Consider the following 17,589-nt stretch of genomic DNA (forward strand, 5'->3'; position numbering starts at 1 on the left):
AGGCGGAGCCCGGTGTCGCGTGGGCTCCGCCTAGGCGCGGCGCGCGACGAACAAGCGGAGCCCCGCCTCGGCCAGGGGATGGTCGGGGCGTGGCAGCGTGAACCACGGCCGCAGCCCCGCGTCCTCCAGTTGCGCGAGCCATTGATCCTCGCTCAGGAACACGCGCTCGTCGTCCGCCCTGGGGTCGTCGGGGTGCAGGCGCTGCTCGCCGGGATGGGCGGACATGAGGAACTGCATCGAGGTCAGGATCGAATACAGCTCCCGGCTCGTCTCCACGAAAACGAACAGGCCGCCTGGGGCCAGCAGTTCCGCGAGCCCGGAGAGCGTCTTCGCGATGTGGCGGGCGTTGTGCAGGACGTTGGCCGACAGCACCACGTCGAGCGACGCGCGCGGCACCCCCTGCGCGGCTGCGTCGGCGTTGATGTCGAACGTCCCGAAACGCACGCCGGGGTGTGCGCCGAAGCGTTCCCTGCCGAGGGTGAGGAAGTAGCGGGAGACGTCGGTGAACAGATAGTCGACGTCGCCGTGCGCGAGGGCGGCCAGAGCGTCAGTGGTCGTGCCGCCCACGCCCGCCCCCAGTTCCAGCACCCGCAGCGGAGGACCCTGGTTCCGCTGCGCCCACCGCATGACTTCGGCGACGGCGCCGTTGAGATACCGGTTGACGGCGTTGTCGCGGTAGGCGCCGTCGGCGGTGTCGACGCCATCGTCGTCGCCGAACAGAAGAGCGCGGACGGAGAGGTCGTCGCGCAGCAGTTCGGGCAGCCGTGCCATCGCCGACAGCATGAAGCGCGTCGTCTCCGCCGGGTAGCCGATCCGGGCGCCATCGGCCGCCAGCCCGTCCGCGGCCGCGGCCGCCTCCCGCCGCGTCACCGGCCGCAGCCCGCCGTACGCGCCGTCGTCGTGCCGGACGAGCATGCCCTGCGTGACCAGGACGTCCAGCCAGCGGCGCAGGATCCAGCGGTGGCGGCCGGCGGCCCGGACGGCATCGGCGATCTCGTCGGCGGTGAGCCGGTGTTCCGGCCGGGTCAGGCCCGCCGGACGCAGCGCGGACGCCATCGCGAGCACCGCCACCCCGTCCAGCCTCCGCAGGAAGGGCGGCAGCCGGGCCGGATCGGTGCCGGTCGCCTCCGCGGCGGCGCGGGCGGCGCGTTCCGGCAGGGCGGTCTCCGCGTCGATCTCGATCGTCACGTCCCGGCGCAGGACGGCGCGCGCCACCTCGGCGAGCCGGCGCGCGGTGAACGGCACGAACGGGTCGTGCGCCGTGCCGGGCCGTCCGGCGATCTCGTCCACGGGCACGGCGGCGGCCTCGGGCGGGGTCACCACCCCGAGAAGGGCAGGATCCGCCGGATCGGCGACCACCGCCGCCCGCTCCCCCACGATCTCCCTGAGCCGGGCCGCGGGCAGGCGGTCGCGCGGGATGCCGTGGACGCTCACCGCCGCTCCGCCGAAGGTGAGCCCGGCCAGCGCGGCGGCGCGATCGCCGGGCAGCTCATCCCAGGCGACCGGCCTCGGGGTGGGGCGAGGAGCGGCGTCGACGTGCAGGACGGCGTCGAAGCGGTAGCGGGTCAGCTCGGTGTCGTCCCGCATCGTCTTGGGATGGACGCCCATGCGGACGGTACGGCCGGTCTCGGCGGCGGCCTGCGCGGCCAGCCGGGCGAGCAGCGGCGGGTCGAAGAGGAGTTCGGGTTCGCGCCGGGCCCGCTGTGCCGCGCGCCGCGCCACCTCGGCGGGATCGGCGCCGGGGGTCCGCGCGTGCTCGACCCACCGGCAGAAGTCGGACAGCAGCCGCGCGTCTCGTACGTCGCCGACGACCACGGTGCCTCCGGGAGCGACCAGCGCGATCGCGTCCCGGATCACCGCCGCCAGGTAGGCCGTGCCGGGGAAGCACTGGGTCACCGAGTTCAGCAGCACGCAGTCGGGCCGGGCATCGGGGAAGCCCGCCGCCCGCATCGCCGCCTCGACATGCGGCGATGCGGCCTCGTGGGCGGCGGCGCGGGCGAACGCGGTGCCCGGGCGCCGGGCGTCGGCGTCCAGCCTGCGGACGGCGGCGCCGGCGACGTCCGTGCCGACGTACCCGGCCACGTGGTCGCGCAGCCGGTACATGAGCAGCCCGGTCCCGCATCCCAGTTCCAGGATCCAGCGCGGGTGCAGTCTCAGCACCAGGTCGACGGTGTGGTCCACCCATTCGCGCATGTGCCGGACGGGGAGCGGGCGGCCGGTGTCGGAGGCGCGCCATCCGGACAGGTCGAGGTCGTCGGCGTGCCGCCCCTCCCCTTCGGAGTACGTCCAGTCGTAGACCTCCCCCCAGTGCTCCAGGAACTCGGCGGCGAGGTCGTCGCGGGCGGACGCCGACGGGCGGAGGCGCACCGTGGTGCCGTCCGGGGCGAGGCGGGCGTCATCGATCCAGGGATGGTCGCGCAGCGGCTTCAGGAAGTCGTCACTGGGCACGGCTGGAAGACTCCGTTCCTAGGAGTTGTCGGTCGTTGACGTGCAGGACGCGGTCCGCGCACGCCGCCACCGCGCGGTCGTGCGTCACCAGCAGCACTGCCAGGCCGCCGGCGCGCAGCTCGGCCAGCAGCCGCAGGACGGCGGCGGCGGACGCGGCGTCCAGGGCGGCGGTGATCTCGTCGGCCAGCAGCACGGACGGTCCGGCGGCGAGCGCCCGGGCGAGCGCGACCCGCTGGCGTTGCCCTCCGGACAGCTCGCCCGGGCGGCGTGCGGCCAGCGCGGGGTCGAGGCCGACGGCGCGCAGCAGTTCCGGGACGCGCCCGCGCGCCTCGGCCCGGGTCGTCCCGGCCGTGAGGCGAAGGGGGCGGGCCACGATGGTCGCGACGCGGTGGGCGGGGTTGAGCGCGCCCAGCGGATCCTGGCCGACGAACTGGACGGCGCGGACGTCCTCGGGGCCGCGTCGTTCCAGCGGCCAGGGCAGTGTCCGGCCGCGCAGGCTGAGGCGGCCGCGCTCCGGGGCGTGCAGCCCGGCGAGGGCGCGCAGCAGTGTGCTCTTGCCGCTGCCCGACGGCCCGGTGACGGCGACGAACTCGCCGTGCCGCAGCGACAGCCGGCCGACGTCGAGCAGGGCGGTCGGGCCGTGGGCCAGGCCGAGGCCGGTGACCGCCAGCACTTCGCCCGCCCCGGACGGCGGCCCGGCGGAGGCCTTGTGGAGGGCGGCGGGACCGGCGCCGGGCGGGGTCAGGTCGATGATCCGGCCGGCGACGCGGGCGACGAAGTCCCGGTCGTGGGAGACCACCAGCGTGACGGAGCGCCCGTCGCCGCGACGCCGTTCGAGGACGTCCGTCACGAGTGCGAGGGCGGCCGGGTCGAGGCCGCTGGTCGGTTCGTCGAGGACGAGCAGCGCGGGGTCGGTGAGGAGCGCGCGGGCCAGGGCCACGCGCTGCGCCTGCCCGCCCGACAGCCGGTTCGCGCGGCGCGACCAGAGCCGTTCCGCGTCGAGTCCGAGCCGCGTGAGGGTGGCGCGGGCGGCCGGGCGCAGGCCGCGGCGCCGCCCGTCGAGCACGGCGGCGCCCACGGTCATCAGCGGGTCGAGCGTGGCGGCGGGATCCTGGTGGACGAGGCCGACGTAGGCGCGGCGCCAGCGGCGGGCGGCGCGTCCGGCCGGGACGGGCCGTCCCCGCCAGCCCACCGCGCCGCCGGTCTGGTGAAGCCCCTCCCCCAGCAGGCCGAGCACGGCCCGCAGCGCCGTGGTCTTGCCGCTGCCGGACGGCCCGGTGACCGCGACGACCTCGCCCGGCTCGGCGCGCAGGCGGAAACCGGTGAGGACGGGTCGTCCCGTCGAGTCGGCGACGCCGAGCCCGTCGACCGAGAGCCCGGCACCGGCGGGGGGAGGTGCCGCATCGACCACGTGGCGCACGGGACGGCGCGTGGTGCGGGACGTCCGCGCGAGCAGCGCCGCCGTCACCGCCACGACGCCGAGCGCGGCCGCCGGGGCCGCCGCCGCCATGGGGTTCAGGCGGGCTCCGGGCAGGTTCTCCCGCAGCATCAGCCCCCAGTCGGGGGTCGGCGGCTCGGGGCCGATGCCGAGCATCCCGAACGCCGCCGCGAGCTGCAACGCCAGGACGAACCGCATCACCAGGTCGGCGGTGGCGGCTCCGGCCAGGGAGGGCAGCACCTCGCGTCCGAGGATCGCGGCGGTCCGCTCGCCCCGCCCCCGGGCCGCCTCCACGTACCCGGAGTCCCGCGCCTGCCGGGTCAGGTCGCGGACCACGCGCAGGCCGAGCGGGGCGCCGCCGCAGACGGTCCCGGCGACCACGGCGGCGGACGGCGGCAGGGCGACGGCCAGCACCATCGCCTGCAGCAGGAACGGCACCGCCAGCAGCAGGTCGGCCAGCCCGGTCAGCAGCCGGTCGATCCGGCCGCCCGCCCAGCCGGCGGCCAGCCCGCCCGCCGTGCCGAGGACGGCGGCGGCCAGCGCGGCGGCCGACGCGACGGCGGTGAGGGTTCGACCACCCGCCAGCACACGCGACAACACGTCCCGCCCGGCGTCGTCGGTGCCGAGCCAGAACCCGTCGCCCGGCGGCGTCCACGGCGCGCCGACCGAGGACGCCGGGTCGTACGGCGCGAACGCCCCACCGGCGATCACCACGGCCGGCAGGACGACCGTCCACGCGATCAGCGCTCTTCGCATACCGCCCGCCCAGGAGCGCGCCGCGGGTCGGTGAGCGCGGCCAGCACGTCGGCGGCGAGCAGCCCGGCCAGCACCACGGCCGCCGCCGGCATCGCGACGGCCTGCACGACCGGCACGTCGCGGTTGCCGATCGCGCCGACCAGCAGCTCGCCGAGCCCGCTGTAGCCGAACAGCGTCTCCACCACGGTCGTCGCGGCCAGCAGCCCGCCGGTCACCACGGCGAGCACCCGCACGGCCGGGGCGATCAGGTAGGGCAGGACGTGCCGGGCGGCGACCCGGGCCCGGGGCACGCCCCGCGCCACCGCCGACGTCACGTGCGGGCGGCGCACGATGTCGGCGACGGCGCCGCCGAGCAGGCCCGCGCCGAACGCGGCGGACGGGACCGCCAGCGCCAGGGCGGGCAGCACGAGGATCTGCGGCCGCTCCAATGGGGACCCGCCCGCGGGCACCAGCGACACCGGTGGCAGCCAGGCCAGCACACCGGCGAACACCGCCGCCAGGCCCGCCGCGAACACCGCCTGCGGCACCGCCGCCAGCGCGGTGACCAGCGTGGTCAGCGCGCCACGGCGGTGCGGGGGCGCGTACCCGGCCGCCCAGGCCAACGCGAACATCAGCGGGACGGCGACGGCGAGGGCGCACCCGGCGAGGGTGAGCGTGGCGGGCAGCCGCTCGGCGACCATCTGCGCAACGGGACGGTCGGTGAGCAGGGAATGGCCCGCGTCGCCGCGCGCCATGCCGGCGAGCCACGTCGCGTAGCGCTGCCATGCCGGGCGGTCCAGGCCGAGGCGGGCGCGCAGTTCGGCGTCGGCCGTCCCGCCGGACCGCGTCAGCGCCGCGTCCGACGGGAGCAGTTCGGTGGCGCCGAACACCGCGACCGACACCAGGAACAGGACGACGACCGTGCGCGCGGCGAAGGCGAGGATCCGGGCCGTCACCGTGTCAGCCGCACCCGCTCGACGAAGTTGCTCTCGAACCCGGCGCCGGTGGGCAGGCCGGCCACGCGGGCGGAGGTCAGGTCCAGGCCGTCACCGGCCGCCCAGACCACATAGCCGCCGTCGTCGCGCAGCTGCCGCTGGAGCGCGCCGAACTCCTCGCGACGCTTTCGCTCGTCCCTGGTCGCCAGGGCCTTGTCGAACGCGGCGTCCCAGGCGGGCCGCTTCCAGGCCGTCTCGTTGGTGGGGGCGTCGCCGAGCAGCGACACCCGCGCCACGTCCAGGAACGGGATGCCGCCGAAGTAGCCGGTGTAGAAGTCGCTCTTGGCGAAGACGCCGGTCCAGTAGGTGTCCGGGGGCTCCATCTTCACGCGGACGGTGATGCCCGCCTCGCGCAGCTGCTGGGCGAACAGGTTGGCGGCGGTGTCCATCCCCGGGTAGGAGGTGGTGGTGGACAGGGTGAGGGTCAGCCCGCCGCCGTGCCCGGCCTGCCTCAGCAGCTCCTTGGCCCTGGCGACGTCACGGGGGCGCTGCGGGACGTCGCGCGGGCTGGACGGGTCCGCCGGGGTGAGCAGGTCGTTGCCGACCACGCCGTAACCGAGGAACACCTTGTCGAGCAGTTCCCGCCGGTCGGTCGCGAGCTTGATCGCCTCACGGACCTTCGGGTCGTCGAAGGGTGCGCGGTCCAGCCGCATCACGAACGGGTACATCACGACGCCCGACCGGCGCACCACCTTCAGGTTCGGGCTGCCCTGCGCCTGGCGGGCGGAGGCGGGGCCGACGCTGCCGGCCACGTCGGCCTGCCCGGAGACGACCGCCTGAGCGCGCGCCTGCGGGTCGGCGACGGCGCGCACCTCGATGCGGCGCGTCGGCGGCCTGGGCCCCCACCAGCGGTCGTTGCGCTCCAGGACCGCGTGCTGCGGGGTGCCGCCGGTCATCCGGTACGGGCCGGATCCGGCGGGCGGCTTGTCGAACGACGTCGTTCCCTCGGGGACGACGAACGTCACCGACTCCAGGGCCCGCGGCACCTCGGCGTACGGCTTGGTGGTGACCAGTTGGAGGGTGTGGTCGTCCACGACGCGGGACCGTGCCATGTCGAACATCCGCAGCCTGCCGAAGTTCTCGGCCGCCTTCCGGTGGACGCGCCGCAGCGAGAACAGCACGTCGGCGGCGCGGACGGGACGCCCGTCGGTGAACGCGGCGTTCTCCCGAAGTCTCACCGTCCACCGGGTCAGCGTCGCGTCCGGGGTGATGGACGTGGCGAGCCGGTACTCGGTGGTGCCGTCGGGCTTCGGCTTGGTCAGCACGTCGTACAGCAGCGCGAACCTGATCAGGTCGGACTGGTTGCCGATGCCGCCGTGCGGGTCGTTGATCGCGGTGGCGGGCGCGCCGACCGCGACGTAGCGGAGCGTGTCGCCGCCGGACGACGCGGCCGCGCCGTCGTCGCCGCCCCCGCATCCCGGCAGGGTGAGGGCGAGCCCGGCGGCCAGCGCCGCGGCGGCGGCCTTGGAGAGCGGATTCATCGTGAGAGGTTCCCGTTCGGTTTCAGTGCCGGGCGAGCGCCCGGTTGATCAGTTCGGCGACGCGGGTGAGAGCGGGCTCCCGCAGCAGGCCGTAGTGGTCGGCGTCGACGCCGTGGACGTCGAGGGGACCGGCCAGATGCCGTTCCCAGTCCAGGTCGGGCCGGCCGGGCGGGGTGTCGTCCACGCCCATCCCGATGCCGGAGTTGCGGGACGCGGGCCGGTCGGCGCGCACCAACAACGTGGTGGTGGTCGTGTCGGCGAGGCGTTTCGGGGTGTGCTCGGCGAGGCCGCGCAGGTGCCGTGCGAAGACGCCGATCCGGTCTCTGACGTCGTCGCGGCGGCCGAGCAGCCCGTGCTCGCGCAGCCGCCGCGCGACCTCCGCGTGCCGGCCGGCCGGGGGCATGCGGAGCAGCGCCGCCCGTCCCGGCGGTGTGCCGACGCCCAGGTCGATGCCGCGGAACGCCTCCAGGGCGCCCAGCAGCCGGACGGTCGCCTCGGCGTCGGCGGCGTCCGGGTCCGCCGCGTCGATCGGGGTGATGTACGTGGGGTCGTTGGAGTCGAGCATCAGCAGCAGGCCGACGGTCTCCCCCTGCTCGTGGAGGAGGCGGGCGACCTCCTGACCGACGCTTCCGCCCATCGACCAGCCGCCCAGCAGGTACGGGCCGGCGGAGTCGCGGCGGATCACGTCCGCGTAGCCGCGGGCGAGGTCGTCCAGTGCCGCGCCGGGCGGATCGACGCCGATCAGCCCGGGGTCGGTGACGGCGACGACGGAGAACCGCTCGTCCAGCAGCCGGGACAGCTCCGCGTAGCACATGACGTCGCCACCGGACGGGTGCAGCAGGTACAGGGTGCGGTCGCCGGTGCCGTCTCTCAGCGGGACGAGCACGTCATCGGTAATCCCCTTGGGCGCGGGGTCTTCGTCCCAGGCGCCCGGGTCGGTGGCCAGGCGCCGCACCCGCGCGACGTATCCGGCGAACACCCTGTCCACCTCGTCGGCGGGCAGGACGCCTTCGACGAAGTCCCACTGCAGCAGCAGTTCGCCGCGCTGGACGAGGACCTGGTGGTCGAGCCAGGTCTGCGGCGTCTGGCTGAGCGCGTGCACCTGCTCCCCGACCCACTGCAGGTCGGGTTCCCCGCCCACCAGGTCCTCCAGCCCGAGCGCGCTGGTGAACACCACCGGCACCGATCCGACCTCGCCGGTGCGCGCGGAGCGTTCGGCGAACAGGTCCAGCGCCGAGTACGCGCGATGGTCGAGATCGGCGAACAGCCGTTGGTGCGCGGCCCGGACGTGCTGGGCGAACGAGCCCGGCGTGCGGCGGTCCACCTCGTGCACCAGCAGCGAGGTGAAGTCGCCGACCACCGCGTCGACGTCCGGGTGCAGCGGCGGCCGGTCGAACAGGGTCAGGGTCAGCGCGAAGTGCGGGGCGTCCGACCAGGCCGCCAGCGTCTCGGCATAGGCGGCCAGCAGCACGGCGGTGGGCGTGGTGCCGCGCCGGGCGGCCTGGCGGCGCAGCGCGTCCCACTCGGCGGTGCCGAGCCGGCCCGTGCGGCGCGCGAATCGCGGCGGCCCGTCGACGTCGGTGACGGGCAGCGGCGGCGGGCCGGGGAGGGTGTCGATGCGGTCCCGCCAGTAGGCGGCGGCACGCCGCCACTCGTCGCCGTCCCGGGCCGCCTCCATCGCCCGCGCGCAGGCGGCGAAGTCCACGCCGATCTCCGGCAGCGCGGCGTCCGGATCCTCGTAGCAGCGGCGGACCTCCCGGTCGATGATCCAGTAACTTCCGGCGTCGCAGATCAGCACGTCCACGCCGATGAACAGCCGCACCCGGCCGCCGGGCAGGCGGGCGGCCCGGATCTGCACCAGCGGCCACCGGTCGGGCGGCCCCGGGTCGCGGGAGACGCGGTCGCGCAGCCTGGCCAGCCGTTCGGCGCGGACGGGCTCGTCGGCGCCGGTGAGGTCGTGCACACGGATCCGGTACGGCGGGACGTGGTCGAGCGTCCTCAGGCGGCCGTCGCCGGTGACGATGGTGCGGAGCATCGGGTGCCGGGCGATCACCTTGCGCCAGGCGGCCTCGTACCGGGCCAGGTCCAGGCCGGCGCAGTCGTACTCCAGGTAGAAGTGGCAGGCGATGTCGCCGAGGGCGTAGCCGCCGCCGCGTCCGACCCAGTAGGCGTGCTGCACGCGCGTCATCGGGAACGTTCCGTCGCCCGGTTCGCGGGCGCCGTCGGACGCGGGGGCGGGGGCGGGTGCCGGGCCGGCCGGGCCTTCCAGGAGTTCGGCGAGGCCCGCGACGGTCGGCCGGTCGAACAGGTCGCGGAGCCTCAACTCGACGCCGAAGCCGGCGCGCAGCGTGGTCAGCATGCGGGTGGCCAGCAGGGAGTGGCCGCCGAGCGCGAAGAAGTCGGCGTCGGGCGAGGTCACCGGAACGCCGAGCAGTTCCGACCACAGGTCCGCAACGGCGCGCTGCGCCGCGGTCAGGCCCGCGCCGCCCGCGGTCTCGGCCGCGCCGGGCGGCGGGGGCGCGGTGAAGGCGGCCGTGGCCATCCGTTCCCGCAGGTCGGTGGCGGAGACCGCCACCACGGGCGGAAGGACGCCGCGCTCGCCGCTCGCCAGCACCCGGTCCAGGGCGCCCATGCCGGTGCGGGCGTCCAGCGCGTACGGCGTCCGCACCTCGCGCTCGCCGCCCAGCGGGCCGGCCTTCCAGACGTCCCACACGACGCTGACCCATCCGGAGCCGCCGTGCGCTTCGGCGTAGGCGTCCAGGTAGCGGTTGGCGGCGCAGTACGGCCCCATGCCGATGCCGCCGACCAGCGTGCCCGCCGACGACATCAGCACCACCGCGTGCGGCAGCCGGTCGGGCGGCAGCGCGTCCAGCGCCGTCCGCAGTGCCAGCACCCCTGCGATCTTGGCGCGGACGTGCCCGGTGACGTGCTCGGTCGTGACGCGCCGCAGCGGTTCCAGGTCGGCGGTGGCGACGACGCCGGCGGCGTGCACCACCACCGCGATCGGCGCCTGCGCGGCGAGTTCGGCCAGCAGCGCCGTGGTCTCGCGGGCGTCGGCGGCGTCCACCTGCCGCACCTGGACGTCCAGGCCCTCGTCGGCGAGCACCCGCAGCCATTCGGCGCGTTCGCCGTCCTCGGGCGGCGCGCTCCTGGACGTGACGACGACGCGCAGCCCCTGCCGGGCCAGGTGGGCGGCGGTGGTCAGGCCGACGTCCCCGAGCCCGCCGATGATCAAGGCGAGGTGCCCCGGCTCGGTCCGCGGCTTCCCGGTCGCCGGGCGCCACGGCCGCATGCCGCGGACCCAGCGGTCGCCGCCGCGGACGGCGATCTCCGCGCCGGAGCCGCCCGCCGCGGTCGCGTCACCGAGTTCGGCCCGCAGCGATGCGGCGAGGTCCGCCCGGCCGTCCAGGTCGAGCGCGCGCCAGCGCAGCCCTGGCTGCTCCTGGGCGAGGACGCGCGGCAGCGCGAGCGACGCGGCCGCGACCGGATCGGGCCGGTCGGCGTTCTGGACCCGCTGCGCCGACCGGGTGACGTGCAGCAGCAGACCGGGCGGCTCGGCGGCGGCGGCGATGACCTCCGCGACGCGCGCGTGCCGCAGGATCTCCTCGGTCACCGCGTCCGGCTCGTCCGAGCCGTCCGGGCTGTCCTGGCTGTCCGGGTCGCCGCCGTGGGCGAGCGTGACGACACCCGTCCACTTCCCGGCCGAGGCGTCGTCCACGTCCGCGAGGGGGACGGCCTCGGCGCCGGCGTCCGTGAGGACGGCGCAGACCTCGTCGACCTCGGTCCGGTGGCGTCCGGCGACGAGCCACCGGCCGTCCAGCCGCTCGACGGGGTCGAGCGGGGCGGTCTGCCGCCACACGGGGACCTGTAGCGGCTCGGTGTCGTCGGGGGCGTCGCCGTCGGCGTCGACGACCGGCCGTTCCGGTGGGTCGATCCACAGGCGGCGTCGTTGGAAGGCGTATCCGGGTGCGGCCACGCGGCGCCGTCCAGGCCGGTGCATGGCGGTGAAGTCGACGTCCACGCCGTGGGTCCACAGCCGTCCGGCGGCGGCCCGCACTCCGGCGAGATCGCCCTCGGCGCCGTCGGCCGCGAGCGTGGTCACGGCCGCGCGCAGCCCGGGCAGGTCGTGCCCTCGTGCGAGGGTGGCGAGCGCGGCGCCCGGACCGACCTGCACGAGCACCACCGGCAGGTCGGGTGATCCGCCCACCGTGTCGACGGTCGTCCGCAGCGCCTGCGAGAACAGCACCGGATGCCGGAGCTGACGCACCCAGTGCTCGGCCGTGCCGAACTCGCCGTCGGCCACCGCGCCGGTCACCGTGCTGATCAGCGGGACGGCCGGGGTGCCCGCCCGTACCCGGGCGGCGGCGTCGCGCATGGCCGGCAGCGCCGGGTCGATCAGGCGCGAGTGCGCCGCCCCGTCGAACCGCAGCCGGGTCGGTGCCAGGCCGGTGGCGCGCAGCTCGGCCTCCAGTTCCGCCACCTCGGCGCGCGGCCCGGACACCACGCACGCGTTCGGGCCGTTGACGGCCGCGAGATCGACGGCGGGGTGCCGGGTGAGGAGGGCGCGCGTGTCCCGCTCGGGCAACGGGACCGCCAGCATCGCCCCGTCACCGGCGGCCTCGGCCAGCGCCCTGGACCGCACCGCGATGAGATGCGCGGCGTCCGCCAGCGGCAGGGCGCCGCTGACCACCGCGGCGGTGTACTCGCCGAGACTGTGGCCGAGCACCGCATGCGGTCCGATCCCCCAGGACTCCAGCAGCCGCGCCGTCGCCAGTGACACCGCGAACAGCGCGGGCAGCCCGTGCACCGCGCCGTGGGCACGCGCGGTGTCGGCCGCCTCGCCTTGGACGACCGTCCGGATGTCCAGGCCGAGGAGGCCGGCGAACAGTTCCGCGCACTCGTCCACGCAGTCGGCGAACACCGGCTCGGCGGCGTACGGCTCGGCTCCCATCCCCGGCCGCGCGCTGCCGCCGCCCGGGAAGGCGAACACCACGCGCGGGGATGTCGAGACGGGGCCCGCCGGAACCGCCGCGCGCAGCGCGGATTCGAGGGACTCGCCGTCGGCGACCACGGCGGCGAGCCGGTGCGGAAGGTGCTCACGGCCGGTCTGGAGGGTGTACGCCAGGTCGGCCGTGCCGACACCCGGCCGTTCTCCGGCCCATGCCGCGAGGCCGGCGGCGGTGTCGCGGAGCGCCCGCGGGCCGTGCGCCGAGAGGATGATCGTGTGCGGTCGCGGATCGCCGTGTTCCGCGGGCGGCCGCTGTTCGGGCGGCGGGCCGACGATGACGTGCGCGTTCGTCCCGCCGATGCCGAACGAGCTGACCCCGGCGAGCTTCGGGCCCGTCCACGGCCGGGTCTCGGTGACGACCTCGAACGCGGACCCGTCCAGCCCCAGCAGTTCGTTGACGGGCTCGGCGTGCAGGGACGCGGGCAGGGTCCCCGCGCGCACCGCCAGCACCGTCTTGATGAACGAGGCGATCCCGGCGGCCGAGTTGGCGTGGCCGATGTTGCTCTTGACCGATCCGAGCCCGCACCAGGCCGGCCCCGTGTCGCCGAAGACGCGGCGCAGCGCCGTCACCTCGATCGGATCGCCGATGCGGGTGGCGGTGCCATGCGCCTCGACGTAACCGATCTGCCGCGGCCCGACGCCCGCCACCGCCTGCGCCTCGGCGATGACGGCGGCCTGGCCGCGCACGGACGGCGCCGTGAAGCCCGCCTTCGCCGCTCCGTCGTTGCCGACCGCCGAGCCGAGCACGACGGCCAGGACCGGATCGCCGTCGTCCAGCGCCTCGCGCAGGCGGCGCAGCACCACGACGCCGACGCCCTGGGTGTAGACGACGCCGCTGCCGTGCGCGGAGAACGGGCGCACCCTGCCGTCACGGGAGTAGATCCCGTCCGCCATGGGCAGGTATCCGCGGCCCTGCGGCACGATCAGCGACGCCCCTCCCGCGAGCGCGGTGTCGCACTCGCCCGACAGCAGCGACTGGGCCGCCATGTGCACCGCGACCAGCGAGGTGGAGCACGTGGTGTTCACCGCGACCGCCGGGCCGGTGAGGTTCAGCCGGTACGCGGCCTGCAGCGGCATGTAGTCGGTCTGCGTCGCGATCGCCGTCTGCAGGCTCCCGGCCGGGTCGGCGCCGCCGCCCGTCGGGTCCCAGCGGCCGGCGAGGTTGCTCGCCAGGTAGGCGCTCTGCGCCGCCCCGGCGAACACCCCGACCGCTCCGGCGCCGCGTCCGCCGCCGTGGCCGGACTGTTCCAGCGCCCGCCACGCGCACTCCAGGAACAGCCGGTGCTGCGGGTCCAGCAGCGCGGCCTCGGCGTCGGTGAGCCCGAACGGCTCGGGGTCGAACAGGTCCTGCCCCTCGATGAGACCGGCGACCGGCACGTAGGCGGGGTCGCGGCGCAGCGCCCGGGGGACGCCACCGGCGGCGAGTTCCTCGTCGGTGAGCCTCGTCAGCCCTTCACGGCCCTGGACGAGCATGTCCCAGAACGCGTCCGCGTCCGGCGCCCCCGGGTACCGGCAGGCCAGCCCGATGACGGCGACGGCGGCGTCCGAGTCGGGCAGCGGCTCTCGCCCGCTCATCGCGCGGCCTCGGCGGCCTGCCGGCGGGCGAGCCGGCGGTTGTGCGCCCGGCGCGCCGCCGGGTCGGCGGCGGTCTCCCGCACGGCGTGCCGCTCGGGCAGGGCGACGGCCTGGTCCGTGCGCCGGGCGGTGATCCACGCGGCGAGGTCCCGCACGGTCGGCCTGGTGAACAGGTCGACGACGGACAGGCCGGGATCGAGCCGTTCGGTGAGCCTGGCGTGCGCCCGCACGAGCGTGAGGGAGGTGGCGCCGAGGCGCATGAAGGGGGTGGTCACGTCGACCGGGACGCCGCCGAGCAGTTCGCCCAACGTCTCGGCCACCACCCGCTCGACCTCGGGGTCGGCCGCAGGCTCGCCGGTCGCGGCGGGCTCCGGCTCGGGCGCCCGGACGGTCTCGGCCGGCGGCCGAGCCGGCGGAACCGGTGGTTCGGGGGGTGGAGCGGGTATCGGTGCCGTGACGACGCCGAGTTCGATCAGCCCGTCGGCGGGCAGCCGCTCGTGCAGGGTGACGCCCTGGCCCGCGGCCGCCGCCGACAGCCGGCCGGCCCACTCCCCTGCGGCCGTCAGCGCCCGCGCCGGGGACAGGGTGCCGCCGGAGATGCGCACCGCCACGTCCAGGCCCTGCTCGCCCGCCTGCCTGAGCAGTGCCGCCAGCCCCTCCTCCTCGCTGGCCGCCGGGGCGGCCGGGGCGGCGGGGTCTCGTGCGGGCCGCTGCTCGGGAGGCGCGGCCGCACGCCGATAGGGGTTCGGCAGGGCCGCGTAGTCGATCTTGCCGTTGGCGGTGACGGGGAACTCCTCCAGCCAGAGCATGCGGCTCGGCACCATGAAGTCGGGCACGCGGTCCCGCAGGTGGGCGATGAGCGCGTCGTCGGACGGCGGCTCGCCCGGACCGGCGGCGACCAGGTAGGCGACCAGCCGCGGCCGGTCGTCGGGGCCGCGCACCGACAGCGCCACCGAGTGCCGCACGCCGGGCGCCCGGTTCAGGGCCGACTCCACCTCGCCGAGCTCGATGCGATGCCCGCGGATCTTCACCTGCCGGTCGAGGCGTCCGAGGAACTCGATGGTGCCGTCCGTCCGCCAGCGGCCGAGGTCCCCCGTCCGGTAGAGGCGGCGGCCGAGCACCGGGTCGACGACGAACCGCTCCCGTGTCTGGGCCTCGTCGCCGATGTAGCCGCGGGCCAGGCCGTCGCCGCCGATGTGCAGCTCGCCCGCCTCCCCCACCGGGCAGGGACGTCCACGCCGGTCGAGGATGTGGAAGGACTGGCCGCGCAACGGCCGCCCATACGGGATGCTCGGCCAGGACGGGTCCACGTCGCCGATCGGGTGGCAGATCGACCAGATCGACGCCTCCGTCGCCCCGCCGAGGCTGACCACCCGCGCCCGCGGTGCCAGCGCCCGGATCCTGTCGGGCAGCGTCACCGGGATCCAGTCGGCCGACAGGAACACCAGCCGCAGCGGCGCCAGCACCGCGCGGGCCCGCTCCGGCTCGATCTCGGCGTACTCGACGAGCATCTCCATCAGCGCGGGCGCGGTGTTCCAGACGGTGACGCGGTGCCGTTCCATCAGGTCGAGCCAGTGTCCGGGGTCGCGCTGACGGTCGGCGTCGGGCAGGACGAGGGCGGCACCGGTGCCCATGACACCGAAGATGTCGTGCACCGACAGGTCGAAACTGAACGCCGACAGCCCGAGCACCCGGTCGTCCGGGCCGACGGGGAACCGGTCGATCAGGTCGTCGATGGTGGTGCGCGCCGCGCGGTGCTCGATGGCCACGCCCTTGGGACGGCCCGTCGATCCCGACGTGAAGATCACATAAGCCAGATCGTCGGCCCTGGCCGCACGCGGCCGAGCCCGCTCTCCCTCACCCGTCACCCCGTGGACCCGCACCTGCGGGGGCCACTCGACGGCCGAACCCTCGGGGACCAGGGCGGTCCGCACCCCGGCCTGCTCGCACACCGACGCGATCCGGCCCGCGGGCCACGACGGCTCCACCGGGACGTAACCGGCGCCGCTCGCGCACACACCCAGCAGCGCGGTCACCTGGTCGATGCCCTTGTCGAAGGCGACCGCGACCAGATCGCCCGGCCCGACACCCGAGGCGGCCAGCACGCCGCCGATGCGTTCGGCGCCTTCGGCCAGTTCCCCGTGGGTGAGCCCGCCCGCCGGATCCAGCAGCGCCGCGTTGTCCGGCATGGCCTGGGCGGCGGCACGCAGCGGATCGTTCAGCAGAGGCCCGGCGTCGCCGAACGGGCTGCGGTCCAGCGGCTCCTCGGGCAGGAAGGTGGGATCCCAGCCGAATCCCGGATCGTCCCACACGTCCTCCTCGGCGGCGAGCCGCCGCAGCAGCCGCAGATGGGCGTCGCGCATGCCCGCCACGAACCCGTCGGCGAACGCGCCGTCGACCGCGTCCCAGGCGATGCGCAGCCGTCCCCCCTCCTCGTGGACGATGTGGTCCAGCGCCACCTGCGGGGTCTGCGAGATGCCGAAGACCTCCTCGCCCAGCCACGCGGCCGGGTCGCGTTCCGGGTCCGACAGGCCCACGCCGCTGGTGAACACCACGGGATAGCGCGGTGTCAGCCCGGTCACCCCCGCGTCCCGCAGCACCTCGACACCCGACACCGCGCGGTGCTCCATGTCCGTCCAGAACCGCCGGTTGACCCGCGCCGCGAACTCGCCGAATCCGCGGGTGCCCGCGTCGGGCACCTCGACCAGGACCGTCGAGGTGAAGTCGCCGACCAGGTGCGCCAGCTCGGGGTCGTCGGGCCGGTCGAACAGTGTCGTGTTCAGGCAGAACGGCGCGGACGCGCCCCACCGCGCCAGCACGAGCCCGAACGCGGCCAGCAGCACGCCGGTCGGGCTGAGCCCGCGTCCGGCCGCGCGTCCCCTCAGCGCGCCCCATTCCTCCGACGACAGCTCGCCCGCCCACCGGCTGAACCGGTGCCGGCGCAGTTCCGCCAGGTCGGTCGCCCACGGCAGCGACGGTCCGGGCGCGAGCGCGTCCGCCCGCCGCCGCCAGTACGCCCGGTCGCGTTCCCTGCGTTCCGCCTCGGCGGGGTCGGCGGCGCGACGCTCGACCAGCTCGGCGAAGGTGATCGGCGCGGCGGGCAGATCGGCCGCCGGGTCGGCGACCAGGTCGCCCCACTCGGCGAGGATCTGCATCCAGCCCGCCAGGTCGAGCGCGAGCACGTCGACCCCGAGGAGGATCCGCGTCCGCCCGTCCGGCAGGAACGCCGCGCGCACGTCGAACAGCGGCCACCGCCCCGCGTCGCGCACCTGGTGCGAGCACTCATGGCGCATCGCGGCGAGCCGGGCGTCCGCCTCCTGCTCGCCGTCCGCCCTCAGATCCACGACCTCGATCTCGTATTCGTCGACCGTGGGAAGGACGTGCTGCCGCCCCTCCCCGTCCACGATCATGCGGAGCATCGGGTGGTGGGCCACCAGCCGGTTCCACGCGGCGGTGAGCCGGGCGAGATCCCTCTCCGCTCCCTCCGGCCCGGGCACCCGGTCGTATTCGCGGTAGTAGAACGTCGCCACGCCCCCGAGCGGGAACGCGGGATCCCGCCCGATCCAGTACGCGGCCTGCAACGGCGTCAGCGGGAATCCCTCGTCACGCTCCCCGGGCTCGGCGCCCCCCGTGGCGACGCCGCGGACGGTCGCGTTCCCCAGGAACGCCGTCATCGGCAGATCCAGTCCCAGCTCCCGCAATCTGCGACGCAACCGTACGGCGGTGAACGAGTCCAGCCCCAGCACGGTCAGCGGCGCATCGGGATCCACCGCCTCGACACCGAGCACCTCGGCCACCACCCCGGCCACCTCATCGACCCCGACAGCCAGGGACGAAGACGACACCTCAGACATGACTCCCCTTCACCAGGAAGCAGGATGAACACGATAACGATTATCATATTCCTAC

6 protein-coding genes are annotated in these 17,589 nt (G+C 75.8%); all 6 read right to left on the minus strand.

The features are described 5' to 3' along the window. Positions 1-30: 30 nt before the first annotated feature. The 6 genes from ABZ801_RS23980 to ABZ801_RS24005 are packed head-to-tail and all read right to left on the minus strand — an operon-like array spanning position 31 to position 17,534. Positions 31-2,448, minus strand: coding sequence for a methyltransferase (locus tag ABZ801_RS23980; RefSeq protein WP_360701466.1), 2,418 nt, complete (start codon positions 2,446-2,448; stop codon positions 31-33). Continuing rightward, positions 2,438-4,642, minus strand: a complete 2,205-nt coding sequence (locus ABZ801_RS23985) for an ATP-binding cassette domain-containing protein (RefSeq protein ID WP_360701469.1) — start codon at positions 4,640-4,642, stop codon at positions 2,438-2,440. Before ABZ801_RS23985 ends, ABZ801_RS23980 begins: the two co-directional genes overlap by 11 nt. Further along, positions 4,627-5,577 (minus strand): ABC transporter permease, encoded by a 951-nt coding sequence (locus ABZ801_RS23990; RefSeq protein ID WP_360701473.1) that lies wholly within the window; start codon positions 5,575-5,577, stop codon positions 4,627-4,629. Before ABZ801_RS23990 ends, ABZ801_RS23985 begins: the two co-directional genes overlap by 16 nt. Further along, a complete protein-coding gene (locus ABZ801_RS23995; protein ID WP_360701476.1) occupies positions 5,574-7,097 on the minus strand; it encodes an ABC transporter substrate-binding protein in 1,524 nt (507 codons plus the stop codon). Before ABZ801_RS23995 ends, ABZ801_RS23990 begins: the two co-directional genes overlap by 4 nt. A gap of 22 nt (positions 7,098-7,119) precedes the next feature. Next, a complete protein-coding gene (locus ABZ801_RS24000; protein WP_360701479.1) occupies positions 7,120-13,680 on the minus strand; it encodes an SDR family NAD(P)-dependent oxidoreductase in 6,561 nt (2,186 codons plus the stop codon). Next, positions 13,677-17,534 carry an amino acid adenylation domain-containing protein gene (locus ABZ801_RS24005; protein ID WP_360701481.1) on the minus strand — a complete coding sequence of 1,286 codons (3,858 nt, stop codon included), beginning with the start codon at positions 17,532-17,534 and terminating at the stop codon, positions 13,677-13,679. Before ABZ801_RS24005 ends, ABZ801_RS24000 begins: the two co-directional genes overlap by 4 nt. Positions 17,535-17,589: the final 55 nt, after the last annotated feature.

This window comes from Actinomadura sp. NPDC047616 (assembly GCF_040642915.1).
In the GTDB taxonomy this organism is placed as follows: Bacteria; Actinomycetota; Actinomycetes; order Streptosporangiales; family Streptosporangiaceae; genus Spirillospora; species Spirillospora miaoliensis.

Bases quoted from the DNA above. Each gene is read 5' to 3' on its own strand.
- ABZ801_RS23985 (WP_360701469.1), bottom strand. From the start codon at position 4,642: ATGCGAAGAGCGCTGATCGCGTGGACGGTCGTCCTGCCGGCCGTGGTG.
- ABZ801_RS24005 (WP_360701481.1), bottom strand. From the start codon at position 17,534: ATGTCTGAGGTGTCGTCTTCGTCCCTGGCTGTCGGGGTCGATGAGGTG.
- ABZ801_RS24000 (WP_360701479.1), bottom strand. From the start codon at position 13,680: ATGAGCGGGCGAGAGCCGCTGCCCGACTCGGACGCCGCCGTCGCCGTC.
- ABZ801_RS23995 (WP_360701476.1), bottom strand. From the start codon at position 7,097: ATGAATCCGCTCTCCAAGGCCGCCGCCGCGGCGCTGGCCGCCGGGCTC.